28 protein-coding genes and 1 pseudogene are annotated in these 25260 nt (G+C 74.9%); 17 read left to right on the forward strand and 12 right to left on the reverse strand.

The window, feature by feature from the left end:
• The first annotated feature begins 99 nt into the window (after positions 1 to 99).
• Positions 100 to 2136 (forward strand): APC family permease, encoded by a 2037-nt coding sequence (locus BLW63_RS04665; RefSeq protein WP_091151945.1) that lies wholly within the window; start codon positions 100 to 102, stop codon positions 2134 to 2136.
• 43 nt (positions 2137 to 2179) lie between these two features.
• Complete coding sequence (locus BLW63_RS04670) at positions 2180 to 3475, forward strand: class I SAM-dependent RNA methyltransferase (RefSeq protein WP_280140485.1); 1296 nt, start codon at positions 2180 to 2182, stop codon at positions 3473 to 3475.
• Between the two features lie 4 nt (positions 3476 to 3479).
• Here BLW63_RS04670 and BLW63_RS04675 read toward each other — a convergent pair whose 3' ends face one another.
• Positions 3480 to 4178 (reverse strand): hypothetical protein, encoded by a 699-nt coding sequence (locus BLW63_RS04675; protein WP_091151949.1) that lies wholly within the window; start codon positions 4176 to 4178, stop codon positions 3480 to 3482.
• Between the two features lie 202 nt (positions 4179 to 4380).
• On the opposite strand from BLW63_RS04675, the gene BLW63_RS04680 reads away from it, so the two are divergent.
• The 4 genes from BLW63_RS04680 (at position 4381) to BLW63_RS04695 (ending at position 7459) form a co-directional block, all read left to right on the forward strand.
• Positions 4381 to 4608, forward strand: coding sequence for a DUF4177 domain-containing protein (locus BLW63_RS04680; RefSeq protein WP_091151951.1), 228 nt, complete (start codon positions 4381 to 4383; stop codon positions 4606 to 4608).
• Between the two features lie 182 nt (positions 4609 to 4790).
• Positions 4791 to 5150 carry a hypothetical protein gene (locus BLW63_RS04685; protein WP_091152265.1) on the forward strand — a complete coding sequence of 120 codons (360 nt, stop codon included), beginning with the start codon at positions 4791 to 4793 and terminating at the stop codon, positions 5148 to 5150.
• Positions 5151 to 5264: 114 nt separating this feature from the next.
• Positions 5265 to 7181 (forward strand): 1-deoxy-D-xylulose-5-phosphate synthase, encoded by a 1917-nt coding sequence (gene dxs / locus BLW63_RS04690; protein ID WP_091151953.1) that lies wholly within the window; start codon positions 5265 to 5267, stop codon positions 7179 to 7181.
• Positions 7178 to 7459: a thiamine-binding protein gene (locus BLW63_RS04695; protein WP_091151955.1), complete on the forward strand. Its 282-nt coding sequence runs from the start codon at positions 7178 to 7180 to the stop codon at positions 7457 to 7459. The genes dxs and BLW63_RS04695 overlap by 4 nt, the downstream gene beginning before the upstream one ends.
• Before the next feature lie 110 nt (positions 7460 to 7569).
• Here BLW63_RS04695 and BLW63_RS04700 read toward each other — a convergent pair whose 3' ends face one another.
• The 4 genes from BLW63_RS04700 to BLW63_RS04715 form a co-directional block, all read right to left on the reverse strand.
• On the reverse strand, positions 7570 to 9687 hold the full coding sequence (locus BLW63_RS04700) for a 3-hydroxyacyl-CoA dehydrogenase NAD-binding domain-containing protein (RefSeq protein WP_091151957.1): 2118 nt from the start codon (positions 9685 to 9687) through the stop codon (positions 7570 to 7572).
• Positions 9684 to 10907 (reverse strand): thiolase family protein, encoded by a 1224-nt coding sequence (locus BLW63_RS04705; RefSeq protein ID WP_091151960.1) that lies wholly within the window; start codon positions 10905 to 10907, stop codon positions 9684 to 9686. The genes BLW63_RS04700 and BLW63_RS04705 overlap by 4 nt, the downstream gene beginning before the upstream one ends.
• A 156-nt stretch (positions 10908 to 11063) precedes the next feature.
• On the reverse strand, positions 11064 to 12305 hold the full coding sequence (locus tag BLW63_RS04710) for an HRDC domain-containing protein (protein ID WP_244522357.1): 1242 nt from the start codon (positions 12303 to 12305) through the stop codon (positions 11064 to 11066).
• Positions 12306 to 12444: 139 nt separating this feature from the next.
• The gene (locus BLW63_RS04715; protein ID WP_091151963.1) at positions 12445 to 13074 is read right to left on the reverse strand and encodes a DUF3000 domain-containing protein; all 630 of its coding nucleotides are present in this window, start codon (positions 13072 to 13074) and stop codon (positions 12445 to 12447) included.
• Positions 13075 to 13146: 72 nt separating this feature from the next.
• On the opposite strand from BLW63_RS04715, the gene hemE reads away from it, so the two are divergent.
• From hemE to hemQ, 4 genes are all read left to right on the forward strand, one after another.
• Complete coding sequence (gene hemE / locus BLW63_RS04720; protein ID WP_091151966.1) at positions 13147 to 14214, forward strand: uroporphyrinogen decarboxylase; 1068 nt, start codon at positions 13147 to 13149, stop codon at positions 14212 to 14214.
• Complete coding sequence (hemG, locus tag BLW63_RS04725) at positions 14211 to 15575, forward strand: protoporphyrinogen oxidase (RefSeq protein ID WP_091151969.1); 1365 nt, start codon at positions 14211 to 14213, stop codon at positions 15573 to 15575. Before hemE ends, hemG begins: the two co-directional genes overlap by 4 nt.
• A 62-nt stretch (positions 15576 to 15637) precedes the next feature.
• Positions 15638 to 15787 carry a hypothetical protein gene (locus BLW63_RS26665; protein WP_170856643.1) on the forward strand — a complete coding sequence of 50 codons (150 nt, stop codon included), beginning with the start codon at positions 15638 to 15640 and terminating at the stop codon, positions 15785 to 15787.
• Between the two features lie 81 nt (positions 15788 to 15868).
• Complete coding sequence (gene hemQ, locus BLW63_RS04730; RefSeq protein WP_091151972.1) at positions 15869 to 16585, forward strand: hydrogen peroxide-dependent heme synthase; 717 nt, start codon at positions 15869 to 15871, stop codon at positions 16583 to 16585.
• An 89-nt stretch (positions 16586 to 16674) separates the two neighbouring features.
• Here the strand turns inward: hemQ and msrB are convergent, their stop codons facing one another.
• Positions 16675 to 17097 carry a peptide-methionine (R)-S-oxide reductase MsrB gene (gene msrB, locus BLW63_RS04735; protein ID WP_091151974.1) on the reverse strand — a complete coding sequence of 141 codons (423 nt, stop codon included), beginning with the start codon at positions 17095 to 17097 and terminating at the stop codon, positions 16675 to 16677.
• Positions 17094 to 17861 (reverse strand): response regulator transcription factor, encoded by a 768-nt coding sequence (locus tag BLW63_RS04740; RefSeq protein ID WP_244522358.1) that lies wholly within the window; start codon positions 17859 to 17861, stop codon positions 17094 to 17096. The genes msrB and BLW63_RS04740 overlap by 4 nt, the downstream gene beginning before the upstream one ends.
• Between BLW63_RS04740 and BLW63_RS04745 the strand changes: the two genes are divergently transcribed.
• Positions 17860 to 18714 carry a hypothetical protein gene (locus BLW63_RS04745; protein WP_139263473.1) on the forward strand — a complete coding sequence of 285 codons (855 nt, stop codon included), beginning with the start codon at positions 17860 to 17862 and terminating at the stop codon, positions 18712 to 18714. The two genes, BLW63_RS04740 and BLW63_RS04745, sit on opposite strands and share 2 nt — an antisense overlap.
• Positions 18715 to 18785: 71 nt before the next feature.
• Positions 18786 to 19238 carry a hypothetical protein gene (locus tag BLW63_RS04750; RefSeq protein WP_091151978.1) on the forward strand — a complete coding sequence of 151 codons (453 nt, stop codon included), beginning with the start codon at positions 18786 to 18788 and terminating at the stop codon, positions 19236 to 19238.
• A 66-nt stretch (positions 19239 to 19304) separates the two neighbouring features.
• Here BLW63_RS04750 and BLW63_RS04755 read toward each other — a convergent pair whose 3' ends face one another.
• Entirely contained in the window at positions 19305 to 19508 is a 204-nt protein-coding gene (locus BLW63_RS04755; protein WP_012948038.1) for a cold-shock protein, read from the reverse strand.
• Between the two features lie 220 nt (positions 19509 to 19728).
• Between BLW63_RS04755 and BLW63_RS04760 the strand changes: the two genes are divergently transcribed.
• The gene (locus BLW63_RS04760; protein ID WP_091151980.1) at positions 19729 to 20019 is read left to right on the forward strand and encodes a hypothetical protein; all 291 of its coding nucleotides are present in this window, start codon (positions 19729 to 19731) and stop codon (positions 20017 to 20019) included.
• Positions 20020 to 20043: 24 nt separating this feature from the next.
• Here BLW63_RS04760 and BLW63_RS04765 read toward each other — a convergent pair whose 3' ends face one another.
• The 4 genes from BLW63_RS04765 to BLW63_RS04780 form a co-directional block, all read right to left on the reverse strand.
• Positions 20044 to 20439, reverse strand: coding sequence for a hypothetical protein (locus BLW63_RS04765; RefSeq protein WP_091151982.1), 396 nt, complete (start codon positions 20437 to 20439; stop codon positions 20044 to 20046).
• A 99-nt stretch (positions 20440 to 20538) separates the two neighbouring features.
• Positions 20539 to 20811, reverse strand: a complete 273-nt coding sequence (locus BLW63_RS04770) for a YciI family protein (RefSeq protein ID WP_091151984.1) — start codon at positions 20809 to 20811, stop codon at positions 20539 to 20541.
• Between the two features lie 75 nt (positions 20812 to 20886).
• Positions 20887 to 21654 carry a DUF6544 family protein gene (locus BLW63_RS04775; RefSeq protein WP_211516996.1) on the reverse strand — a complete coding sequence of 256 codons (768 nt, stop codon included), beginning with the start codon at positions 21652 to 21654 and terminating at the stop codon, positions 20887 to 20889.
• On the reverse strand, positions 21651 to 22535 hold the full coding sequence (locus BLW63_RS04780) for a helix-turn-helix transcriptional regulator (protein WP_211516997.1): 885 nt from the start codon (positions 22533 to 22535) through the stop codon (positions 21651 to 21653). Before BLW63_RS04780 ends, BLW63_RS04775 begins: the two co-directional genes overlap by 4 nt.
• A 143-nt stretch (positions 22536 to 22678) precedes the next feature.
• Between BLW63_RS04780 and BLW63_RS04785 the strand changes: the two genes are divergently transcribed.
• From BLW63_RS04785 to BLW63_RS28470, 4 genes and pseudogenes are all read left to right on the forward strand, one after another.
• Complete coding sequence (locus tag BLW63_RS04785) at positions 22679 to 23701, forward strand: zinc-dependent alcohol dehydrogenase family protein (RefSeq protein ID WP_091151988.1); 1023 nt, start codon at positions 22679 to 22681, stop codon at positions 23699 to 23701.
• Between the two features lie 21 nt (positions 23702 to 23722).
• The gene (locus BLW63_RS04790; RefSeq protein ID WP_091151990.1) at positions 23723 to 24133 is read left to right on the forward strand and encodes a (R)-mandelonitrile lyase; all 411 of its coding nucleotides are present in this window, start codon (positions 23723 to 23725) and stop codon (positions 24131 to 24133) included.
• Between the two features lie 41 nt (positions 24134 to 24174).
• Positions 24175 to 24545, forward strand: a pseudogene (locus BLW63_RS28465) (alcohol dehydrogenase catalytic domain-containing protein); the annotation flags it as partial.
• A gap of 213 nt (positions 24546 to 24758) precedes the next feature.
• On the forward strand, positions 24759 to 25214 hold the full coding sequence (locus BLW63_RS28470; protein ID WP_280140486.1) for a zinc-binding dehydrogenase: 456 nt from the start codon (positions 24759 to 24761) through the stop codon (positions 25212 to 25214).
• The last annotated feature ends 46 nt before the right edge of the window (positions 25215 to 25260 follow it).

Raw genomic sequence — 25260 nt, forward strand, 5'->3', positions numbered from 1 at the left:
AAGCTACACCTGGGCGGGGAAGCGGCCGCGGTCCGCAGCGCCGCAACTCACCCTCCTGGCGGGGGCGCGAGGGGTCCCGCCGTCCGTACCATCGCCGCCGTGCCGACCCTGTCCGACCTCGGACAACTCCCGAAGCGCCTGGTCCTGGGCCGCCCCGTGCGCAGTGACCGGCTGGGGGAGTCCCTGCTGCCCAAGCGCCTGGCGCTGCCCATCTTCGCGAGCGACCCGCTGTCCTCCGTGGCGTACGCCACGCAGGAGATCCTCATCGTCCTGACCCTGGCCGGGACGGCGTTCCTCTACCTGGCCCCGTGGCTGGCGATCGCCGTCGTCCTGCTGCTGGTGACCGTCGTCCTCTCCTACCGGCAGGTGGTGCGGGCCTACCCCTCCGGCGGCGGCGACTACGAGGTCGCGATGAAGAACCACGGCCAGTTCGCCGGGCTGACCGTGGCCAGCGCGCTGCTCGTGGACTACGTGCTGACCGTGGCCGTGTCGGTGGCGGCCGGCACCGACAACATCATCTCGGCGTTCCCCGACCTGAACCAGCACCGGGTCGCCATCGCCGTGGGGCTGGTGGCGGTGCTGGCCGCGGCCAACCTGCGCGGGCTGCGGGAGTCCGGCCGCACCTTCGCCGTCCCGACCTACCTGTTCATCTCCGGCATCCTGGTGATGACCGTCACCGGGCTGATCCGCCACCTCTTCGGTGCGGGCCTCGATGCGGAGAGCGCCGGCTACTCGATCACCCCCGAGCCCGGGTTCGAGCAGGTCACCGGTCTGGCGCTGGTGTTCTTCGTGCTGCGCGCCTTCGCGTCCGGCTGCACCGCCCTCACCGGTGTCGAGGCGATCGCCAACGGCGTCCCGGCGTTCAAGCCACCGAAGAGCCGCAACGCGGCGACGACGCTGGCGCTGATGGGCGGCATCGCCGCGACGATGTTCTCCGGCGTCACGGCGCTGGCCCTCGCCGCCGACGTGAAGTACGCCGAGCACCCCTGCGACCTCGTGGGCTTCACCGGGTGCGAGACCGAACCGCAGCGGACCGTCATCGCGCAGATCGCCGCGGCGGTGTTCGGCGGCCCCACGTCGCCGGGCTTCTTCTACATCCAGGCGGCCACCGCGCTGGTCCTCATCCTGGCCGCGAACACCGCGTTCAACGGCTTCCCGCTGCTGGGCTCGGTGCTCGCCCAGGACCGGTTCCTCCCCCGCCAGCTGCACACCCGTGGCGACAAGCTGGTCTACAGCAACGGCATCCTGCTGCTGGCCGGGTTCGCCGCGCTGCTGATCGCCGCCTTCGGTGCCGACGTCAACCGGCTGATCCAGATGTACATCGTCGGGGTCTTCACCAGCTTCACCATCGGCCAGTGGGGCATGGTCCGGCACTGGAACCGGGAGCTGCGCTCGGAGGACGATCCGCAGGCCCGCGCCCGGATCCGCCGCTCGCAGGCCATCAACGCCGTCGGCGGCACGCTGACCACGGTGGTGCTGCTCATCATCATCGTCACGAAGTTCACCCGCGGCGCCTGGCTGGTCCTGCTGGTGATGCCGGTGCTGTTCCTCCTGATGAGGGCGATCAACCGGCACTACTCGCACGTCGCCGAGCAGCTGGTGCCCGACACCGACTCGCGCCTGCTGCCCAGCAAGGTGCACGCCGTCGTGCTGGTCTCCCGGGTGCACAAGCCGACGCTGCGGGCGCTGGCCTTCGCCCGCGCCACTCGGCCGGACCACCTCACCGCGCTGACGGTCAACGTGGACGACGCGGAGACGCGGGCCCTGCAGCAGCAGTGGGAGCGCTACGACATCCCCGTGCCGCTGACGGTGGTGGAGTCGCCGTTCCGGGAGATCACCCGGCCGGTCGTCGACTTCGTCAAGTCCATCCGCCGCGACAGCCCCCGCGAGCTCGTCGTCGTCTTCGTGCCCCAGTACGTCGTCGGGCACTGGTGGGAGAACCTGCTGCACAACCAGAGCGCGCTGCGCCTGCGCGCCCGCCTGCAGTTCCAGCCCGGCGTGATGATCACCTCGGTGCCCTGGCAGCTGGAGAGCTCGATCGGCCGGGAGGACGCCGGGCTGCGCGCCACCGGGCCGGCACCCGGCGACCTGCGCCGAGGCCTGACCGACGAGCAGGAGCACACGCCGTATGGATGAAGGACCCCCTCCTCCCCGCCACTCGCAGGCTCGCGGCGGTGCCCTGGAGGGGGCCGCCCGCGGCAGGCGGCCACGGCCGGACCGGGGTGCCGGCTGGACCGGGCGCGAGTTCGAGGTCACCGTCGGCCCCGTGGCCCACGGGGGGCACTGCGTCGCCCGCCACGAGGGCCGCGTCGTGTTCGTGCGGCACGCGCTGCCCGGGGAGCGGGTCGTCGTCCGGGTCACCGAGGACCGCCAGCCCGGCTTCTGCCGCGCCGACGCCGTCGAGGTGCTCGAGGCCGCGGCCGACCGGGTACCCCGGCCCTGCCCGTACAGCGGGCCCGGGCGCTGCGGCGGCTGCGACTGGCAGCACGCCGCTCCTGAGGGCCAGCGCCGGCTCAAGGCCGCGGTGGTCCGCGAGCAGCTGACCCGGCTGGGCGGGCTGTCCGGTGAGGACGCCGTCGTGCGCGACCTCGCCGTCGAGGAGCTGCCCGGCGGCCCGCTGCGCTGGCGCACCCGCGCCCGCTTCGCCGTCGACCGCGCCGGGGCGCCGGGACTGCGCCGGCACCGTTCCCACGACCTGGTGCTGCTCGACGACTGCCCGATCACGGTGGAGCCGGCCGCCCACGCCGTCCTCGACCGCCGGTGGCCCGGTGCCGGCGCGGTGGACGTCGCCGTCGACTCCGCCGGCACGGTGACCACCACTCGGCTGGACCGCCGCGGTCGGCCGCAGTCGACGCGGGTGCTGCGCGCCGGGGAGGACGTGCCGGCCGAGCCGGCCGGGCGGTCCGCGCGGACGGCCGCCGGTCGCGACTGGGAGGTCGAGGGCACCGGCTTCTGGCAGGTGCACCCCGCCGCCGCCGACGCGCTCACCAGGGCGGTGGCCGCGTTCGCCGGCGTCCGGCCGGGGGAGACGGTGCTCGACCTCTACGCCGGGGCCGGTCTCTTCGGCGGCGCGCTCGCCCCCGCCGCCGGGACCGCGGGACGGGTGGTCTGCGTGGAGGCCGACGAGACCGCCTGCGCCGCCGCCGAGACCAACCTGGCCGCGCTGCCGCAGGCCGAGGTCTGGCAGGGCGAGGTGGACGCCGAGGGGCTCACCGACCTGCTCGCCGAGCTCGGGGGAGCGCCCGACGTCGTCGTCCTCGACCCGCCGCGGGCCGGCGCCGGGGCGGCCGTGAGCCGGGTGCTCGCCGGGGCCGGGCCGCGCGCGGTGGTCTACGTGGCCTGCGATCCGGCGTCACTGGCGCGCGACGTCGCCGCCTTCGCCGGGGCGGGCTACCGGCTGACCGGGCTGCGCGGCTTCGACGCCTTCCCGATGACCGCGCACGTGGAGTGCGTGGCGCTGCTCGAGCGCGCCTGACGGGTCAGTCGCGGCCGCGGCCGCGGTTCTCGCGCTCCTCCTCCGGAGCCGGCTCGGTCGCCGTGGCGGTCTCCGTGGGCTCGGCCGGTGTCGGCTCCGCCGAGGGCGTCGTCGGCAGGACCTGCGGGACGGCCTGCACCGGCGGCGCCGGGACGACCGGCCGGGGGACGACGGGTGCCGGGACGGCCGGCGTCGGGACGGCGGGGGCCTGCGGCGCCGGTGTTGCGGGTGACGCGGCCGACGGTGACGTGGCCGACGAGGCCGGGGCCGGCTGCTGCGCCGGTGAGGCGGCCGGGGCCGGCGCAGGGGCAGGCACCGGAGCCGGTGCGGGTGCGGCGCTCTCGGCGGGCGGGACGGGCGCCGGTACCGCTGCGGCGGTCGGCGTCCCGGCGTCCGCGGGAAGGGGAGCGGCGACGGAGGGGACCGGGGTGCGGCTCTCGGCGGCCCGGAGCGCCTCGCCGAGCTCGCCGGCGCGCGCGGCGTCCCCGATCTCCCCGGCGCGGACGGCATCCCCGACACCGCTGCCGGACACGTCGACCGCGCTGTGCGCCGACGTGGTGCCCGGACCGGACACCCCGCCGTCGTCGGCCGCGACGGCGCCCAGCCCGGCGGCCATGCCGACGAAGGACAGCATGCCCAGGGCGGTGGTCGCGATCCGGGGCGGACGGGAGCCCTCGGTGCGGGCGCGCGACAGGCGGAGCATGCGGGTAGTCCCCTCGGGCGGAGCGTGCGGCGGCGGTCGGGCGCGGGGCCCGGGAACGGCACCCCCGGTCTGCACACGCAGAGCGTTCGGATGGGCGCGCAAGGTGACGGTAACCCGGATGCGGCGGTGACGGAAGGGTCCGGCCGGGATCCGGTCGGCCGGTCCGGGAGGAGGCGACGGCGACCGACTACGGTGGCTCTCCGTGACCACCTGGGAGTACGCCTCGGTCATCACGGCCAACGACGCGGAGTCGCAGCGGGCTGGGGTGAGCGTCAAGCTCCCCGGCGGGCAGCCGGAGCGGCAGGTCGGTGACACCAGCTCGGTGCTCAACCGGCTCGGCAGCGAGGGGTGGGAGCTGGTCAGCTACCACTCCAGCGGAGCCGGCACCTGGGGCTTCGAGCAGTTCTGGCTCAAGCGCCCCACCTCCTGAGGGAGGACCCCTGCCCCCGCCACCGGCGAGCTCGCGGCGGGACCCTGCAGGGGGCCGGCGGGATCGTCGATCTCGCACGGATCCGACCCTGCAGCCGGGCGAGCTCGCCGATCTCGCCGCCGGCCGGCGCGGTGAATCGAACGTGCGTTCGACAGGTGCGGCAGACTGGCGCGGTGGACGCGATGCTGCCACCGGGCTGGCCCGCCGCCGTGCGGCCGCCCGGCGCCCCCGACTGGGAGCACACCGCCGTGGCCTGGCTGTTCGACCTCGTGCCACCGGACTACCGGGCGCACGAGGTGCTGCGCCGCTACCCGGTGCTGCTGGCCCGCTTCGCCCGCGACCACGTCACCGCCGGCCTGGAGGCGGCCCGCGCCGGCTGGCGCACGGTGCGGGTGGAGCTCGCCGACGAACTGCCGGCCGACGCCATGGAGGCGGCGATCGCCGCGTACGAGCGGGAGGGCGTCCGGCTCGCCTCGGCCGCCCGCGGGGTCGACGTGGTGGCCGGTGCGCTGCGGGGCGAGCGCTGGGTGCCGCGGCTGTGAGCCGTACCCCGGAGGCCCGCGCTCGCCCGGACGGCACGCGCGCACGCGTCTACAGTTGGTCGGCGGCACTCGCGACGCCGCACCTGCCGCCGATGGAGAGGACGCACCCCCCTCGTGTCGCTCCTGCGATCGCTCCACAGCCCTGACGACCTGAAGGCGCTGCCGGCCGAGCAGCTGCCGGCCCTGGCCGCCGAGATCCGCGACGCGCTGGTCACCAGCGTCGCCAAGACCGGCGGGCACCTCGGTCCCAACCTCGGCGCGGTCGAGCTGACCATCGCCCTGCACCGGGTGTTCGACTCCCCGCGCGAGCCGATCGTCTTCGACACCGGCCACCAGAGCTACGTGCACAAGATGCTCACCGGCCGGGTGACGGACTTCCAGCGGCTGCGCCAGCGCGGCGGCCTCTCCGGCTACCCGAGCCGCGCCGAGAGCGAGCACGACTGGGTGGAGAACAGCCACGCGTCCACCTCGCTGTCCTACGCCGACGGGCTGGCCAAGGCCTTCGCCGTCCGCGGCGAGCAGCGCCCCGTCGTCGCCGTCATCGGCGACGGCGCGCTCACCGGCGGCATGGCCTGGGAGGCGCTGAACAACATCGCCGGCGCCCAGGACCGCCCGGTGGTCATCGTGGTCAACGACAACGGCCGCTCCTACTCGCCGACGATCGGCGGCGTCGCGGACGCGCTGGCCACGCTGCGGCTGCGCCCGGGCTACGAGCAGGCGCTGCTGCAGGTGCGGCAGGCGCTGCACCGGGCCCCGGTGCTGGGCTCGGCGCTCTACGACGCGCTGCACGCCATCAAGAAGGGCCTCAAGGACGTGCTCTCCCCGCAGGGCATGTTCGAGGACCTCGGCCTGAAGTACCTCGGCCCGGTCGACGGGCACGACGTCCGGGCGATGGAGTCCGCGCTGCGCCGCGCCCGCTCCTTCGGCGGGCCGGTCATCGTGCACGCCGTCACCACCAAGGGTTTCGGTTACCCGCCGGCCGAGACCGACCAGATCGACGCCTGGCACGCCACCGGCGTCTTCGACCCCGACAGCGGGGCGAGCCCGGCCGCCCAGGGCCGGGACTGGACGACGGCCTTCTCCGACGAGCTGGTGCGCATCGGCGCCGAGCGCTCCGACGTCGCCGCGGTCACCGCGGCGATGCTGCACCCGACCGGCCTGGCCGCCTTCGCCGAGCGCTTCCCGGAGCGCACCTACGACGTCGGCATCGCCGAGCAGCACGCGCTGACCTCGGCCGCAGGCCTGGCGATGGGCGGGCTGCACCCGGTGGTCGCGGTCTACTCGACCTTCCTCAACCGGGCCTTCGACCAGCTGCTCATGGACGTCGCGCTGCACCGGCAGCCGGTCACCGTCGTCCTGGACCGGGCCGGGGTCACCGGCAGCGACGGCGCCTCGCACAACGGCATGTGGGACATGTCGATCCTCTCCGTCGTGCCCGGGCTGCGGCTGGCCGCGCCGCGGGACGAGGCGACGCTGCGGGAGGCGCTGCGCGAGGCGGTCGAGGTGACCGACGGGCCGAGCGTCGTCCGGTTCCCGAAGGGCACCCCGCCGGTCGACGTCCCGGCGCTGGAGCGGCGCGGGCCGGTCGACGTGCTGCGCCGCGGCGCGAAGCAGGAGGTGCTGCTGGTCGCGGTCGGCTCGATGGTCCCGCTGTGCCTGGCTGCCGCGGAGCGCGCCGCCGACCACGGCATCGAGGTGACCGTCGTCGACCCGCGCTGGGTGCTGCCGGTCTCGTCCGAGCTGGTCGACCTCGCGGCCGCCCACCGCCTGGTGGTCACCGTGGAGGACGGCGGCCGGGCCGGCGGCGTGGGCACCACGCTCACCCAGGCGCTGCAGGACCGCGGCGCCGACGTCCCGCTGCGGGCGCTGGGCCTGCCGCAGGCGTTCCTCGAGCACGGCAGCGTCGGCCAGGTGCTGGCCGACGTCGGCCTGACCGAGCAGGACGTCGCTCGCCGGATCGCGGAGTGGGCGGCGGTGCTCGACGAGCGCGCCGAGGGCAGCGTGGCCGAGGCGGTCGAGGAGCGGCCGTGATAGCCGAGATCCAGGTCGCGCCCTCGCCGGCCGGGACGCCCGACGACCCCCACGCGTACGTCGAGGCCGCGATCGGGGTGATCCGGGACTCCGGGCTCCGCTACGAGGTGAGTGCCCTCGGCACGACCCTCGAGGGTGACGACGACGCGGTCTGGGCGACGCTGCGGGCCGCTCACGAGGCGGTGCTCGCGGCCGGCGCGACGAGCGGGCTCTCGCACGTCAAGATCGCCTCGGTGGACCGGACGATGGCCAGCCTCACCCACAAGTTCCGCAGCTGAGACGGCGAAGGGCCCGGACCCCCGCGGGGTCCGGGCCCTTCGCCGTCCTGCCTCACCGTCGCCTGTCCTGGCTCAGCACCGGTGGTGAGCCAGGACAGGCGGTGACCAGGTCAGCTGATCATCGGGAGGCGGTGCTCAGGCAGGCTGGCGACGCCCTTCGGGAGGAACCGGGAGCCGGTCACCTGCTCGGAGACCCCGGCGCGGTCCAGGTAGGCGGAGATGCCGCCCAGCCAGAACGGCCAGCCGGCGCCGAGGACCATGCACAGGTCGATGTCCTGCACCGCCTGGACGACGCCCTCGTCGAGCATCAGCCGGATCTCGTGGGCCAGGGCCTGAACCGCGCGCTCGCGCACCTGCTCCTCGGTCAGCGGCGTTGGGTGGGCGGGAGAGCCAGGGCCGATGCCGGCGAGGTCGGGGTCGACGACGCCCGGCTCGCTGTACACCGACGACTTGCCCCGCTCGACCATCCGGCGCAGCCCCTCACCGACGGCGAACCGGTCGGGGAAGGCCTCGTGCATCCGCTCGGCCACGTGCAGCGCCACCGGCGGGCCGACGAGCGTGAGCAGCTCGAACGGCGTCATCGGCAGGCCCAGCGGGTCCAGCGCCCGGTCGGCGACGGTCACCGGCGTGCCCTGCTCCACCGACGCGGTCACCTCGCCCAGGAAGCGGGTGAGCAGCCGGTTGACCACGAACGCCGGGGCGTCGGCGACCAGCACGCAGCTCTTCCTCAGCGCCTTCCCGACGGCGAAGGCAGTGGCCAGCGTCGCGTCGTCGGTCTGCTCGGCGCGCACCACCTCGAGCAGCGGCAGGACGGCGACCGGGTTGAAGAAGTGCAGCCCCACGACCCGCTCGGGATGCTCGAGCTTCGACGCCATCTCGGTGACCGACAGCGCCGAGGTGTTCGTGGCGAGCACGCACTCGGGGCTGACGACGGCCTCGACCTCGGCGAAGACCTGCTGCTTGACCGACATCTCCTCGAACACGGCCTCGATGACGAGGTCGGCGTCGGCGAAGGCGGCCTTGTCGAGGGCCCCGGTGACCAGGCCCCTGAGCCGGTTGAGCGCGTCGGCCGAGAGCCGGCCGCGGGCGGCCAGCTTCTCGAGCTCGCCGTGCACGTAGCCGACGCCCTTGTCGACGCGCGCCTGGTCGATGTCGGTGAGGACGACGGGCACCTCGAGCCGCCGGACGAACAGCAGCGCCAGCTGCGAGGCCATCAGGCCCGCGCCGACGACGCCGACCTTGGTGACCGTGCGGGCCAGCTTCCGGTCGGGGGCGCCGGCCGGCCGCTTGGCCCGCTTGTTGACCAGGTCGAACGCGTAGAGGCCGGCCCGCAGCTCGTCGCTCATCAGCAGGTCGGCCAGCGCCTGGTCCTCGGCCGCGGTGCCGGCGGTGAAGGCCTCGCCCCCGACGCCCTGGCGGGCCAGGTCGAGCAGGTCGACGGTGCGCAGCGCGCCGGGGGAGGCGTTGCGGGTGCGCGCCGCGACGATGCCGCGAGCCCGGGCGATCGCGTCGTCCCACGCCGCGCGGTCGACCTCGGGCCGGGAGACGGTCACCTCGCCGGTGAGCACGCCGACGGCCCACTCCAGCGAGCGCTCGAGGAAGTCGGCGGGCTCCAACAGCGCGTCGGCGATGCCGAGCTCCGCCGCCTTCGGCCCGGGCGTCGTCCTGTTCTGCGCGAGGGCGTTCTCGACGACGACGGTGACCGCCGGGTCGATGCCGATGAGGTTCGGCAGCAGCTGCGTGCCGCCCCAGCCGGGCACCAGGCCGAGGAAGGCCTCGGGGAAGGCCACCACGGCGGTCGTGGCGATGGTCCGGTGGTGGCAGTGCAGCGCCAGCTCCAGGCCGCCGCCGAGCGCCGCGCCGTTGACGAAGGCGAACGTCGGGATCGCGGAGTCCTTGAGCCGGCGGAACACCCGGTGTCCGGTCTCGGCGATCTGGCGGGCGTCGTCGGCCGAGGTGATCGCCGGGACGCCGGAGAGGTCCGCGCCGACGGCGAAGACGAAGGGCTTGCCGGTGACGGCGATGGCCGCGGGGGCCGGGGTGCGCGCGGCGACCTCGTCGAGCGCGGCGTCCAGCGACGCCAGCCCGCCGGGACCGAAGGTGGACGGGCGGGTGTGGTCGTGCCCGTTGTCCAGGGTGATCAGGGCCATCTCACCGGCGAGCCCGGGCGCCCGCAGGTACCGGACCTTCGCCTGCGTGACGACCTCGTTCTCGAACGTCGCGGTCACGTGGCGACCCCCTCCCAGTTCGGGTTCTCCCAGATCACGGTGGCGCCCATGCCGAGGCCCACGCACATGGCGGTCAGGCCGTAGCGGACGTCGGGCCGCTCGGCGAACTGGCGGGACAGCTGGGTCATCAGCCGGACGCCGGAGGAGGCCAGCGGGTGGCCGACGGCGATGGCGCCGCCCCACGGGTTGACCCGCTCGTCGTCGTCCGCGATGCCGAAGTGGTCGAGGAAGGCCAGCACCTGGACGGCGAAGGCCTCGTTGAGCTCGAACAGCCCGATGTCGTCGATGGTCAGGCCGGTGCGGGCCAGCGCGCGCTCGGTCGAGGGCACCGGGCCGACGCCCATGACCTCGGGCTCGACGCCGACGAAGCCGTAGCCGACCAGCCGCATGCCGATGTCCAGCCCCAGCTCGAGCGCGACCTCCTCGGCGGCGAGGAGGCAGCCGGTGGCGCCGTCGTTGAGACCGGCCGCGTTGCCGGCGGTGACGTGCCCGTGCGGGCGGAACGGCGTCTTCAGCGTCGCCAGGTCCTCGAGGGTGGTGTTCGGCCGCGGCGGTTCGTCGACGGTGGCCAGGCCCCAGCCCTGCTCGGCGCTGCGCGTGGCGACGGTCACCAGTTCCGGACCGATCTGCCCGTTGGCGACGGCCTTGGCGTACCGCTGCTGGCTGGCCAGCGCGAAGGCGTCGGCGCGCTCCCTGGTCAGGTGCGGGAAGCGGTCGTGCAGGTTCTCCGCGGTGGCGCCCATGACCAGCGCGGACCCGTCGACGAGCTTCTCGCTGAAGAACCGCGGGTTCGGGTCGGCGCCCTCGCCCATCGGGTGGCGGCCCATGTGCTCGACCCCGCCGGCGATGGCGACGTCGTAGGCGCCGAAGGCGATGCCCGACGCGGTGGTGGTCACCGCGGTCATCGCGCCGGCGCACATGCGGTCGATCGCGTAGCCGGGCACCGACTTCGGCAGCCCGGCCAGCAGCGCGGCGGTGCGGCCGATGGTCAGGCCCTGGTCGCCGACCTGCGTGGTGGCGGCGATGGCCACCTCGTCGATCCGGTCGGCCGGCAGCGCCGGGTTGCGGCGCAGCAGCTCGCGGATCACCCGCACGACCAGGTCGTCGGCGCGGGTCTCGGCGTAGACGCCCTTGGGGCCGGCCTTGCCGAAGGGGGTGCGCACGCCGTCGACGAAGACGACCTCACGCAGCGAGCGTGGCCGCCGTTCTCCAGATGACACAGGACCTCCGCAGCAGATCGGTGCCGGGCCGGGTCGGCGCGACACCGATCAAGTTACCCGCCGGTAACCGCGGTTCCAAGCGCGGCACGTCACCCCGCGGGGTCGGTCCCCTCGCCGGGGAGGGCAGTCCCGGCGGCGGGCGGCGGTCCCCGGTCTTCACGCCCGGTCGAGAGCGTCGGTGAGCAGGTCGCGGGTCAGCTCGACCTGCCACTCGCGGGCGCCGCCGGCCCGCAGCGTCGCGACCACCGTGTCCGCGTCCCGCGGCTCGGGCGGGGTCCACATCAGCCGCCGCACGAGGTCGGGGGAGAGCAGGTTCTCCACCGGCAGGGAGTGCGTGGCGGCCAGCTCGGCCAGCCCGGCGCGGGCGGCCTGCAGCCGGGTGGCGGCGGCCGGGTCGCGGTCGGCCCAGCGGCTCACCGGGGGCGGGCCGTCGCCGGAGCGGCTGTGCGGGGGCAGCTCGGACTCCGGCAGCTGGCGACCGCGGGCCAGCGCCCTGAACCAGGTGTCCACCAACTTGCGGTTGGCCCGGCCGCGGAACACCGGCAGCTCCAGCAGCGCGGCCTCGGTCCGCGGGTCGGCCTGCACCGCGGAGACCATCGCCGCGTCGGGCAGCACCCGCCCAGGGGCGACGTCGCGGCGGCGGGCCAGCTCGTCACGCGCCTGCCAGAGCGAGCGGAGCATGCCCAGCTGCCGGCGGTTGCGCAGGCCGTGCACGCCCGACGTCCGCCGCCAGGGGTCGGCCTTGGGCGCGGGCGGCCCCGCGGTCAGGATCGCCTCGAACTCCTGCCGGGCCCACTCGGTCTTCCCCTGCTCCTCGAGGAGGGCGGCCAGCGCGTCGCGCAGGTCGACGAGCACCTCGACGTCCAGCGCGGCGTAGACCAGCCACTCCTCCGGCAGCGGGCGGGTGCTCCAGTCGGCGGCCGAGTGGCCCTTCTGCAGCGAGTACCCCAGCAGCGACTCGACGACGGCACCCAGGCCCACCCGGGGCAGCCCGGCCAGCCGGGCGGCGAGCTCGGTGTCGAAGACGCGGGCCGGCACGAGGCCGATCTCGGCCAGGCAGGGCAGGTCCTGGTTGGCCGCGTGCAGCACCCACTCGGCGTCTGCGATCGCCTCCTGCACCACCGACAGGTCGGGCAGCGGGATCGGGTCGACCAGCCCGGTACCCGCGCCGGCACGGCGGAGCTGCACCAGGTAGGCCTTCTGGCCGTAGCGGTAGCCGGAGGCGCGCTCGGCGTCGACGGCGACCGGGCCCTTGCCCGCCACCAGTGCCTCGGCGTAGTCGACCAGCGCAGTGGAGGTCTCGACGACCGGGGGCAGCCCGTCACGGGGGGCGAGCAGCGGGACCGCCGGGGGAGCGGTCGGCTCGTCGTCGGACGCGGGGAGGGGCTCGGCGGGCATGGGCTGGGTGCTCAGGGCAGGTCCACCTTCTCGCCCGTCTCGACAGCGTGGTCAGCGCGCGGTTCCGCGGCGGGGCCGCAGCAGGCCCCGGGAGAGGGGCGCCGGCGCGGGGGTGGCGCGCACCCCTGGGACACCGATGTTACGGAGTGCCGTCGTCCGGCTGCCCGGAGGGACCCAGCAGCCGCACGCCGGGCGGTGGCAGCCCGGCCGCGCTGCCCAGCACGTCCAGCCACGCGGTGAGGTGCCGGTCGAGGTGGGTGTCCTCCGCCGTCCAGGACGCGCGGATCTCGACGTCGACCGAGTGCTCGGGGCCGGCGAGCTCGCCGAACCGGGTCGAGGCGGTGCGGGTGACGGTGCCGCCGAGGGCGTGCGACGCCGCGCCGCACTCCTCGAGGGCGTCGGTCAGCCAGCTCCAGGCCACCTCGGAGAACATCGCGTCGTCGACCATGTGCTCGTCGGTCGTGGCCGACAGGTAGCCGACACAGCGGGTGGTGCCGGCCCAGGCCTCGTGGCCGGCCGGGTCGTACAGCACGATGAAGCGCCCGCTGGCGACCTCGACGTCCTCGTCGCCGTCCGGCTCGGTGACCAGCGCGCCGATCGCGTACGCGTGGGGCGCCAGCCGCTGCGGGGCGGGGATGGCCTCGAGCACGATCTCGGGGCGGGCGGTCACCTGCGCCAGCGCCTCCAGGGCAGCGCGGAACTCGGCCGGCGGCTCGCCGCCGGGCCGGTCCGCACCGTGGCCGGTGCCGGCCAGGCTGGAAGGCTCCACGTTCGCAGGGTAGGTCGCCCGACCGCCCCGTGCCGCCGACGCGCCGCGCGGGTTCTGGGAGGATGGGTCGTCGTGACCGCCGTTGCCGACGCCGCGCCGACCCCCGCGTCCTCTCCCGCCGACTCGGACCTGGTCCGGGCCGCCCGCGGCCTGCCGGTGCGGCGCACCCCGGTGTGGTTCATGCGCCAGGCCGGCCGGTCGCTGCCGGAGTACCGGGCGCTGCGGGCCGGCACCCGGATGCTCGAGGCCTGCCAGGACCCGGACCTGGTCACCGAGATCACCCTGCAGCCGGTGCGCCGGCACGGCGTGGACGCCGCGATCCTCTTCTCCGACATCGTGCTGCCGCTGGTGGTGGCCGGCGTCGACATCGACATCAAGCCCGGCGTGGGTCCGGTCATCGCCCAGCCGGTGCGCACCGTCGCCGACGTCGACGCGCTGCCGCCGCTGGAGCCCGACCGGCTGGCCTTCCTCGCCACCGCCGTCCGCCGGCTGGTCGCCGAGCTGGGGACGACGCCGCTGATCGGCTTCGCCGGCGCGCCGTTCACCCTCGCCACCTACCTGATCGAGGGTGGCCCCTCCAAGGAGCACGCCCGTACGAAGGCCTTCATGTACGCCGAGCCCGAGGCGTGGGGCCGGCTGCTGGACCGGCTCGCCGTCTCCGCGGCGACGTTCCTCACCACGCAGGTGGACGCCGGCGCCTCGGCCGTGCAGCTGTTCGACTCCTGGGCCGGCGTGCTCTCCGCGGCCGACTACGCCGAGCGGGTGCTGCCGCACTCCCGGGCGGTGTTCGACGCGCTCGGCGACCGCGACGTGCCGCGCATCCACTTCGGCGTCGGCACCGGCGAGCTGCTCCCGCTGATCGGGGACGCCGGGGCCGACGTCGTGGGCGTCGACTGGCGGGTGCCCCTCGACGAGGCCGCCCGCCGGGTGGGCCCGCAGCGCTCGCTGCAGGGCAACCTCGACCCGGCCGCTTTGCTGGCCGACCGCGCCACCGTCGACCGCGAGGTCCGCCGGGTCGTGCAGCAGGGCCGCGCCGCCCGCGGCCACGTGTTCAACCTCGGCCACGGCGTGCTGCCCGAGACCGACCCCGGCGTGCTGACCTCCGTCGTCGACCTGGTCCACGAGCTGACGACTCGATGAGCCGGCTGGTCGTCGTCGGCGCCGGGATCACCGGCCTGGCGGCCGCGTTCGAGTGGCGCCGGCGGCGGCCGGACGACGAGGTCGTCGTCCTCGAGGCCGGCGACCGCGTCGGGGGCAAGCTCGACCGGGTCGAGCTGGCCGGGCACTGGTACGACACCGGCCCCGAGGCGGTGCTGGCGCGGGTGCCCGAGGCGGTGCAGCTGGTCGAGCGGCTCGGGCTGGCCGACCGGCTGGTCGCGCCGGCCACCACGCAGGCGTCGGTGGTGCTGCCCGACGGCCGGTACCCGCTCCCGGGCGGCACCGTGCTCGGCGTCCCGGCGTCGGCCGAGGGGCTCGACGGCGTGCTGACGCCGGCCGGCGTGGCCCGGGTGGCCGCCGAGGCCGACCTGCCGCCGCTGACGCTCGGCGGCGACGTCGCGGTCGGCGCCCTGCTGCGCGCGCGGCTGGGCGACGAGGTCGTCGACCGGCTGGTCGAGCCGCTGCTCGGCGGCGTTTACGCCGGGCGGGCCGACGAACTCTCGCTGGTGGCGACCATGCCGCAGCTGGCCGCGCACCTGCCGGCCGCCGGGTCGGTGCTCGGTGCGGCGGCGGCCGCCCGCGACGCCGGGGCGCGCAGCCGCTTCGACGCGGACAGCCCGGTGTTCGTGACCGTCGCCGACGGCATCGGCTCGCTGCCCGCCGCGCTGGTCGCGGCCTCCCGCGCCGAGGTCCGGCTGCGCACCCCGGCGCACGGGCTGGTGCGGACGGCCGCGGGCTTCGAGCTCTCGATCGGCCGGGCCAACGCCCCCGAGCGGCTGACCGCGGACGCCGTCCTGGTGACCTCCCCGGCGCCCAAGGCCGCCCGGCTGCTGGCCGGGATCGCGCCGGGCGCGGTCGAGCCGCTGCAGGGCATCCCGTACGCGTCGATGGCCGTGGTGGCGATGGCGTTCCCGGCGCAGGAGGTGGCCGCCGGGTCCGGGCTGCTGGTGCCGCCGGTGACCGGCCGGCTGGTCAAGGGCGTCACTGTCTCCTCGCGCAAGTGGCCGCACCTGGACGGCGGGCACCTGCTGGTGCGCTCGTCGGTCGGCCGGTTCCGCGACGAGCACCAGCTGCAGCGGGACGACGACGACCTCGCCGCGGCCGTGGTCGCCGACGTCGCCGACCTGCTGCAGCTGTCCCGGCCCGAGCCGGTCGCCACCCGCGTCGTCCGATGGGGTGGCGGACTGCCGCAGTACCTGGTCGGCCACCAGGAGCGGGTGGACGCCGTCCGCGCGGCCGTCAGCGCGGTGCCGGGGCTGGCGATCGCCGGGGCGGCGTTCCGCGGGGTCGGCGTGCCGGCGTGCATCCGCGACGCGTACCACGCGGTCGACGCGCTGCTGTGAGGGGTGGCCGACGCCACGGCCGGCCCGGGCATGGGGCGCGAGCCGGGGTCGTTGAGTCCGCAGTGAGCACCGTGCACCACCCCGTCCGACCCGTCCTCCGACCCGCCCGCTGCCTGCGCCACCACGTCTGGATGGCCGCCTGCAGCGACTGCCGCGACGCGCACACCGCGCCCGTCCGCGACCTGCGGGAGACCGGCCCGGCCTCCCGCTGAGAAAGGACCTCCCTGCCCCCCGCCACTCGCGAGCTCGCGGCGGGACCCTGCAGGGAGGCCGCCGCGGGGGATGATGGGGACATGAGCGAGCAGACCGACCAGCGCAGCATCGGCAAGCGGGCGAACGAGTTGAACGCCACCATCCGCTTCACGATGTGGTCGGTGTTCCGACTGGCCCGCCCGCTGGGCGAGGAGGGTCGGCACCGGGTCGCCGACGAGGTCGCCGAGCTGATCGCCGAGCTGGCGCACAAGGACGTCGTCGTCCGCGGCACCTACGACGTGAGCGGCCTCCGTGCCGACGCCGACCTCATGGTCTGGTGGCACGCCGAGACGCCCGAGGCGCTGCAGGAGGCCTACACCCGGCTGCGGCGCACCGCGCTGGGGCGGCACCTGGAGCCGGTGTGGTCGCAGATGGCGCTGCACCGGCCCGCCGAGTTCAACCGCAGCCACATCCCGGCGTTCCTCGCCGACGAGGAGCCGCGCCGCTACGTGTGCGTCTACCCGTTCGTGCGGTCCTACGAGTGGTACCTGCTGCCCGACGAGGAGCGCCGGGCGATGCTCGCCGAGCACGGCCGGATGGCGCGCGGGTACGCCGACGTCCGCGCCAACACCGTCGCCTCGTTCGCCCTCGGCGACTACGAGTGGATGCTCGCCTTCGAGGCTGACGAGCTGCACCGCATCGTCGACCTCATGCGCGACCTGCGGGCCTCGACCGCCCGGCGGCACGTCCGCGAGGAGGTGCCTTTCTACACCGGCGTCCGCAAGCCCGTCGCCGAGCTGGTCGCCGACCTGCCGTGATGCGCTGCCCTCCCGGCGATCATGAAGTCCGGGAAGTGACACACCGCTGAACGGCGGTGAGTCGCTTCCCAGATCTCATGATCGCGGAGTCAGGACTGCGCGGGCTCCAGCCGGATCGAGACGCTGTTGATGCAGTAGCGGTCGCCGGTCGGGGTCTGCGGGGCGTCGTCGAAGACGTGGCCGAGGTGGCTGTGGCAGGTGCCGCACAGGACCTCGGTGCGCGCCATCCCGTGGCTGCGGTCCTCGCGGAGCACCACGTTGTCGGCGGACGACGGCTCGTAGAACGACGGCCAGCCGCAGTGCGAGTCGAACTTCGTCCCCGACCGGAACAGCTCGGCCCCGCAGGCGCGGCAGCTGTAGACCCCCTCCGTCTTGGTGTCGACGTACTCCCCGGTCCACGGCCGCTCGGTGCCGGCCTGGCGGAGGACGGCGTACTCCTCGGGCGACAGCTGCGCCCGCCACTCCTCGTCGCTCTTGCTCACCTTCGGCTGGTTCTGCGCGGACGTCGTCATGCGCTCAACGGTACGAGCCGCGCGCCAGTGTGGATCAGCGTCCGAGCCCGGGCTCGCGGGCCCGCACGATCGCCTGCGCCCGGTCGGTGACCTGCAGCTTCGTCAGCACGTTGGAGACGTTGTTGCGCACCGTCTTCGGCGACAGGTACAGCGCGGCGGGCGATCTGCGCGTTGGACCGCCCGGCCGCGACCAGGTCGAGCACCTCCCGCTCGCGGGCGGTCAGCTGCGGGAACGTGGTCTCCGGCCCGCTAGGCCCGGCGGCGAAGAACTCCGCGATCCGCCGCGCCAGCGCCGCGCCGAACACCGCCCCGCCACCGGCGACCGTGGTGATCGCCCGCACCACCTCCTCCTGGTCGGCGCCCTTGAGCAGGTAGCCGCGGGCACCGGCGCGGACCGCGGCGAACACCGTGCCGTCGTCCTCGCTCATGGTCAGGACGACGACCCCGACCGACGGCGACTCGCCGGTGATCCGGCGGGTGGCCTCGATGCCGTCGAGGACCGGCATCTGGACGTCCATGACCACGACGTCGGGCTGCTCCTCGCGGGCGAGCGCCACCGCGGCCGCGCCGTCCGCCGCGGTGCCGACGACGGCCAGCCCGGGCACCGAGCCGAGCAGCACGGCCAGCCCGTGGCGGCGGTCCTCCCGCGAGGGCGTGCCGGGACGGCGTCGATGCCGGGGGCGTTCCGGGTCCGCGTCCGCCTGCCGATGGTTCCGGGTGGAGGGCGGCCACGAGAGCCGTCCCGTCTGGAAGGCCTGGTGCATGCGTCGCACGATCCTGCCCACCGCCGCGGTGGTCGCCGCCGTCGTCGGACTCCCGGGGGTCGCCTCGGCCGAGACGACCACGAGCTACGTCGTCCCCCTAGACCTGACCGTCGTGGCGTCCCCCAACACGTGCCCCAACCCGCTGCTCACCGACTTCTGCGGCTATACCCGCGGTACGGGCACGGTCGGAATCGCCCCAGGTGCGCCGGACGCGGCGTCCGGGACCGATCACCTCGTCATCAGCACACCGGACGGCAACGCGAAGGCCTACGCGTTGAGCTACGAGTTCGCCGGCACGCCGCTGTCCGACATCGAGACGCTGGGCTACCGGTCCTACGTCGCTCAGGTCAACCCCGCGGAGCCGCGGCAGGCCCCCGCGCTCAACATCGAGGTCGACCGCAACGGCGGCACCCTGCAGCCGGGGGACTACGCCGTCCTCGTGTGGGAACCCGTCTACACCGCCGAGTCGACCGACGCCCGGCGGTGGATCACCCGCTCGCCGTCGACCAGTGATGGCGGCTGGTGGTCTCCCGCGAACCGCTCCACGACGCAGCTGCCTCAGCCCCTCGGCTTCCCCCAGGAGGAGGCGACCTGGGAGCAGGTCCAGGCTGGTCTGCAGAACGCGACGGTCCTCGGGATCGGCGTCAACCAGGGTGGCGGCAACCCCGGGCTGCTCGCCCAGGTCGACCTCCTGCAGGTCAACGGCACGGTCCACGACTTCGAGACCGAGCTGCCGTACCCGACCGCGAAGGAGCAGTGCAGGAAGAACGGCTGGGCCGAGTTCACCGCTCCCGGGTTCCGGAACCAGGGGCAATGCGTGAGCTGGGTCGCCCGCCGGTCCGGCGACGCCTGATCGAGACCCTGTCGGCGCCCCGTCACCTCCCGGGTGGCGGGGCGCCGTCGCGTGCAGCGGACACTGGCCCGGTGCCTGAGCTCCTCGACGACGTCTGGTTCACCCGCGACCTGCCGGTGCTGCGCGCGATCGCCCGGCTGGTCGACGGGCCGGAGTACGGCGGCAACCCCTACCTGGGGCAGGTGGTGCCGGCCAGCGGGCTGCCCAAGGCCGAGGTGACGGCGGCGGCGCGGGCGCTGGTCTCGGCGGGCTACGTCGAGGCGCTGACGAACTACGCCGGCGAGATCGTGCGGTTCACCGGGATCTCGGCCGAGGCCCGGCGGCTGGCCGGGCTCTGGCCGACGCCGCAGGGGGAGTGGGACCGGCTGGTCGAGCAGCTCACCGCCCGGGCGGAGAACGCGCCGACCGACGTGGAGCGGACCCGCTGGCGGGCCTTCGCCGACGCCGCGGCGGCGGTCGGGCCGGACGCCGGCGCGCTGCTGATGTCCGCGCTCATCGGCGGGTACGTGCCGCGGGCCCGATAGGGCTCCCACAGACGACAGCGCCCCCGCCCGGCTGAGCCGGGCGGGGGCGCTGTGCTGATCGGTCGATCAGAGCGGGTTGACGTTCGCCGCCTGCGGGCCCTTCTGGCCCTGCTCGATGTCGAACGAGATCCGCTGGCCTTCGTCGAGCGAGCGGTACCCGCTGGTCTGGATGGCCGAGTAGTGGACGAACACATCAGGTCCGCCACCGTCAGGGGTGGCGAAGCCGAACCCCTTCTCCGCGTTGAACCACTTGACAGTTCCTTCGGGCATTGCTCGCTCCTAGCTGAGGTGGTGCATCGGGGTCCTGCCAGTGCGCAGGGCCTTCCCGACGGCGACGACCCTAGCGGTCGAGAGGGGTCCGCGGGGTGTTGGGGCGGGTGCGTCCGATCTTGCGGCGATCATGCGGCTCCCTGAAGCGGGCGCTGAGGGGTGGACCGGAACGTCGTTCCTGCCGGGACGGACCCGGCCCCGCGACGGAACGGACTCCGCCATGACCGCCACGCCCTCCACCGACCCGGTCGTCCTGGTCGACGTCGACGACCTCGCCGAGGCCGACCTCGACGCCGACCTCGCCGAGCGGCTGGAGGTCGACGGCCGATCGTCTCTGCGCCCGGACGCCGCAGGCGCGTCGGCCGACGAGGTCCAGCAGCTCGTCGCGAGCACCGGCCCGCGGCCCGGCCCCGCCGACGCCGTGTCGCTGGCCTGGGCCATCCGTCGGGCCGGAGCCGCCGTGGCGGCCGTGCACGACCTGGGCCTCAGGGCGGCGATGCTCGCCGGCTGAGGACCCCGGCGGCCGCACCGCGCATCAGAGCAGGTGGCCGGCGTCCTCGGGGAACGGCCGGCCACGTGCGGGGACGGCGTAGTCGCCGCCGGGTGCCGGCTCCCAGGGGCGGCCGGCGGGCAGCGCCAGCGGCTCCGAGCGCCAGGAGGCGACGGTGATCGTCCCGGGCTCGGCCCACGCCTCGGCGGCGAGCCGCGCGCTCTCCTCCCGCCGCGCCACCACCGAGCGGTGCCAGTGCCGCCCGCCGACGTCCGCGCCGACGAGGACGGCGATGCCGACGGCCACGGTCAGGCAGGCGTTGGCGACGGCGGTGGCGACGTCCAGAGCGGTCAGGTGGGGCCAGCCGATCGCCTCGATCTGGGCGCCGACGATCTCGACGACGACGTAGAGCACGCCGTAGACCAGGAACGAGAGCCGCACCGTGCACCTCCTCCGTCGTGGATCGGACACGTCCTCAACGGCAGGTCGGGCGCGACGGCGTCGTCCGCGCGGCGGGCCGTCACCCGTCCGGGTGACGGGTCAGGGCTGCAGCACCTCGTGCCACGGCCGCACCGTCCAGCCGGCCACCACGCCATTCAGCACGAACGGGTCGCCGGCGATGAACTCCTCGGCGGCCTCCCGGGTGGTGAACACGCCCATCGCGTCGCCGTTCATCGGCTCGTCCAGGGTTCCGACCATCAGCAGGTCCCCGCGGTGTGCGAACTCGTCGACCCGCGCGGAGTGGGCCGGGTAGTTCTGCTGCGCCAGCGGCAGGAAGTCCTCGACCGCGCGGTAGGTCATCACGTACTTCATGGCCGGGCATCCTGGCGCGCCGCGGTGCCCGGCCGGGGCTCCTGCGGCGTGCTGGTCGGGCGAGGGGAGCGCTGCTCAGCCGAACGTCGCGCCGGTGATCTCGGCGCGGAAGAACTCGCCTTCCTGCTGCCGGTCGGTGCCCCACCACCAGCCGGCCCGGAGGACCGAGCCGATGGTCACGCCGGCGAAGGTCTCCTCCGCCTCGACGGCGACGCCGAAGGGGTACCGCCCGAAGGGGCCGCCACCGGGATGGCCCCAGCGCTGCAGGACGACACCGAGCAGCCGCCCGCCGTCCCCGACGTGGAGCTCGGCGCTCTCCACCTGCTGGTCGATCCGCCAGGAGGCCACGGTCCGGTCCGGGTCGCTGCCGGGAGTCCACATCGCCGCGCGGAAGGTCGTCGGGGTCAGCGCCGTCTCGCCGGCCAGGCGACCGGCGGCGCTGCGCGTGACGTCGGGTCCGCGGGCGGTCATGACGGGGACCAGCCCGCCCAGGCGCCAGTTCATCTCGCCCGATCCCGAGCTGTACCGGTCGTAGCCCACGACCGGGAGGCCGGCGACGCGGGCCGTCGCGGCCCAGACGAACCCGTGCGGCGGGCGCAGCACCTGGGCCGCCGTGAAGGGCCGCCAGGCGCCGAGCCGGATCTCCCCGCGCATCGTGAGGACGACCGAGGGCCACAGCGGCGTCCCTGGTGCGAGCGCGTGGGTGAGCCACCGGCGCGCCGGCTCGGGCAGGCCCGCGACCATCGAGACGTCGAAGGCCTCCGGCGGGCTGCCCGCCGAGGCCAGCCGGTCCCACTCCCGCCGGACGCCGCGTGCGGCCCGGGGCGCCCGGGACGTGGTCACACCCGGTCGACCGTGGAACCGGGCTGGTGCTGGCCGGCGGTCGCCCCCCAGCTGGCGAGGAGCTTGACGGCGTCCTCGGAGGGGGACCCGGGCTCGGCGGTGTAGACGGTCAGGACGAGCTTCCCGTGGTCCTGCGTGGGCAGGTCGAGGCTGTGGTAGACCAGCTCGAGGGTGCCGACCGCGGGGTGGCGGAACTGCTTGGTCCCGGCGTGGTGGATGCGCACCTCGTGCGCGGCCCAGCGGGTGCGGAACTCCTCGCTGACGGTGGACAGCTCGCCGACGAGCTCGCGCAGGTCCCGGTCGTGCGGGTCGCGCCCAGCCTCGGTGCGCAGCAGCGCGACGGTGACGTTGGCCGCGGCGCCCCAGTCGGTGTGGTAGTTCCGCGCCCGCGGGTCGAGGAACTGGAAGCGCGCGATGTTCGCCCGCCACCGTGGCTCGTCGAACACCGGCGAGTACAGCGCCCGGGCCAGCGGGTTGGCGGCGACGATGTCCATGCGGCCGTTGGCCACGAACGCCGCCGACGAGGTCATCGAGTCCAGCATCCACTGCACCCGCGGGGGCACCCCGGCCCGGCTGCGCCGCTGGGGTGCCCGGGTCGGCCTGGCGGCCCGGGCGAGGTCGAACAGGTGGGTCCGCTCGGCCTCGTCCAGCTGCAGCGCCCGGGCGACCGCCTCCAGGACGTCCTCGGAGACGCCGGCGATGTGGCCCTTCTCCAGCCGGGTGTACCAGTCGGTGCTCACCCCGGCCAGGACGGCGACCTCCTCACGGCGCAGGCCGGGCACCCGACGCCGGCCACCACCGGGCAGCCGGCCGGCCTGCTCGGGCGTGATCCGGGCGCGTCGGCTGGCGAGGAAGTCCCGGATCTCGGCTCGGTTGTCCACCGGGTCGACGGTACGGCGCACCATCGCTCGAGGGGGGTCGAGGTTCTCCCCCCCCCAATCCCGACCCCCCGCGCGGGCGCAGGACGGGGTTCCGTGGAGTCCACACCCCACCCGCTGCAGCAGCAGAGAGAAGGAGCACCGCCGTGCGAGGAGCCGTTCTCCATGCCCCCGGCGACGTCCGTGTCGAGGACCGCCCCGACCCGCGGATCGAGCAGCCCACCGACGCGGTCATCCGGCTGGTCGCCGCCTGCGTGTGCGGCTCGGACCTGTGGCCCTACCGCGGCATCGAGGCCGTGGACGGTCCGTCCCCGATGGGGCACGAGTACGTCGGCGTCGTCGAGGAGGTCGGCAGCGACGTCCGGACGGTGCAGCCCGGCCAGTTCGTCGTCGGCTCGTTCTTCGCCTCCGACAACACCTGCGAGATCTGCCGGGCCGGCTACCAGACGCACTGCGTCAACCGGCAGCCCGGCGCCCCCACGGGCGCGCAGGCGCAGTTCGCCCGCATACCGCTGGCCGACGGCACGCTCGTCGCCACCCCCGGCATGCCGGACGACGACCTGGTGCCCGGCCTGCTGGCCGCCTCCGACGTGCTCGGCACCGGCTGGTTCGCCGCCGTCGCCGCCGAGGCCGGGCCGGGCAAGACCGTCGCCGTCGTCGGCGACGGCGCCGTCGGCCTGCTCGGCGTCCTGGCCGCCCGGCAGCTGGGCGCCGAGCGGATCGTCGTCTTCAGCCGCCACGAGGACCGGCAGCGGCTGGCTCGCGAGTTCGGCGCCACCGACGTCATCACCTCCCGGGGCGACGAGGGAGTGGCCGAGGTCAAGGAGCTCACCGGCGGGCTGGGCGCGCACTCGGTGGTCGAGGCCGTCGGCACCCAGGAGTCGATGCTGCAGGCCATCCGCGCCACCCGGGCCGGCGGCCACGTCGGCTACGTCGGCGTCTCTCACGACGTCTCGCTGCCCGGCGAGCAGCTGTTCTTCTCGGGCGTCCACCTGCACGGCGGCCCCGCTCCGGTGCGCCGCTTCCTGCCCGAGCTGATCGACCTGATCTGGACCCGGGCGATCGACCCGGGCCGGGTCTTCGACCTCTCGCTCCCGCTGGAGGAGGCCCCCGAGGCCTACCGCGCGATGGACGAGCGCCGTGCCGTCAAGGCGCTGCTGCGCCCCTGACCTCCCGGAGGGAGAGGAACCGTGCAGATCACCCGCAGCTCGACCGACACCGTCAAGGGACCCGCCGACTGGTTCACCGGGGACGTCTGGATCGACGCCGTCGCGGCTTCGCCCGCGCCGTCCCGGGTCACCGCCAACCTGGTGCACTTCACGCCGGGCGCGCGCACCCACTGGCACCGCCACCCGCTGGGCCAGACCGTCTTCGTCACCGAGGGCGTCGGCCTGTGCCAGCGCCGGGGCGGCCCCGTCGAGGTCATCCGTCCCGGCGACCGCATCCTGTTCGAGGCCGACGAGGAGCACTGGCACGGCGCCGCGCCGAACCGGCTGATGGTCCACCTGGCCATCAACGAGGGCGACGCCGACCACGCGGTCGTCCACTGGCTGACCCCCGTTCCCGACGAGGAGTACACCGCCGCACCGGCTGTCGGCTGACGGCCGCCCCCGACCCACCACCCTGCACCGAGGAGAACCCCTTGCGCGTCAACGCCTACGCCGCCCCCGCCGCCGGCAGGCCCCTGGCCCCCACCACCATCGAGTGCCGGGACGTCGGTCCGAACGACGTCCTCATCGAGATCACGCACGCCGGCATCTGCCATTCCGACATCCACACCGTCAACGGCGACTGGGGCCCGCAGCCGTTCCCGGTCGTGCCCGGCCACGAGATCGTCGGCACGGTCGCGGAGGTGGGCGACGAGTCACCACCCACCGGGTCGGCGACCGGGTCGGCGTCGGCTGCATGGTCAACTCCTGCGGCCACTGCGCCAACTGCCGCACCGGCGACGAGCAGTACTGCCTGAACGGCATGGTCGGCACCTACGCGGTCACGGACCGCGACGGCACCACCACCCAGGGTGGGTACTCCACCCACGTGGTGGTTGACGCCGGCTTCGTGCTCCGGGTGCCCGCCGGCATCGACTCGGCGGCCGCGGCCCCGTTGCTGTGCGCCGGCATCACCACCTACAGCCCGCTGCGCCGCTGGGGCGCCGGGCCGGGCAAGCAGGTCGCCGTCGTCGGCCTCGGCGGTCTGGGCCACATGGCCGTCACGCTCGCCGCCGCGATGAGCGCCGAGGTGACCGTGCTATCGCAGTCGCTGAAGAAGCAGGAGGACGGCCTCCGGCTCGGTGCCGCGCACTACGCCGCGACCAGCGACCCGGACACGTTCGCGCAGCTGGCCGGCCGGTTCGACCTGATCGTCAACACGGTCAGCGCGGCGGTCGACGTGGACGCGTACCTGTCCCTGCTCGCCGTGGACGGCGCGCTGGTCAACGTCGGCGCCCCCGCCGAGCCGCTGAGCCTCAACGCCATGTCGCTCATCGGCGGTCGCCGCACCTACGCCGGCTCGATGATCGGCGGCATCGCCGAGACCCAGGAGATGCTGGACTTCTGCGCCGAGCACGGCATCGGCGCCGAGGTCGAGGTCATCGCCGCCGACGCGGTCAACGAGGCCTACGAGCGCGTGCTCGCCTCCGATGTCCGCTACCGGTTCGTCATCGACACCGCCACCCTGCGCTGACCCTCCGCCCCGCCCGGCCAGGCACCGACGGCCGGGCGGGGCTCCC

The sequence above is a fragment of the Geodermatophilus africanus genome (assembly GCF_900107105.1).
GTDB lineage: Bacteria > Actinomycetota > Actinomycetes > Mycobacteriales > Geodermatophilaceae > Geodermatophilus > Geodermatophilus africanus.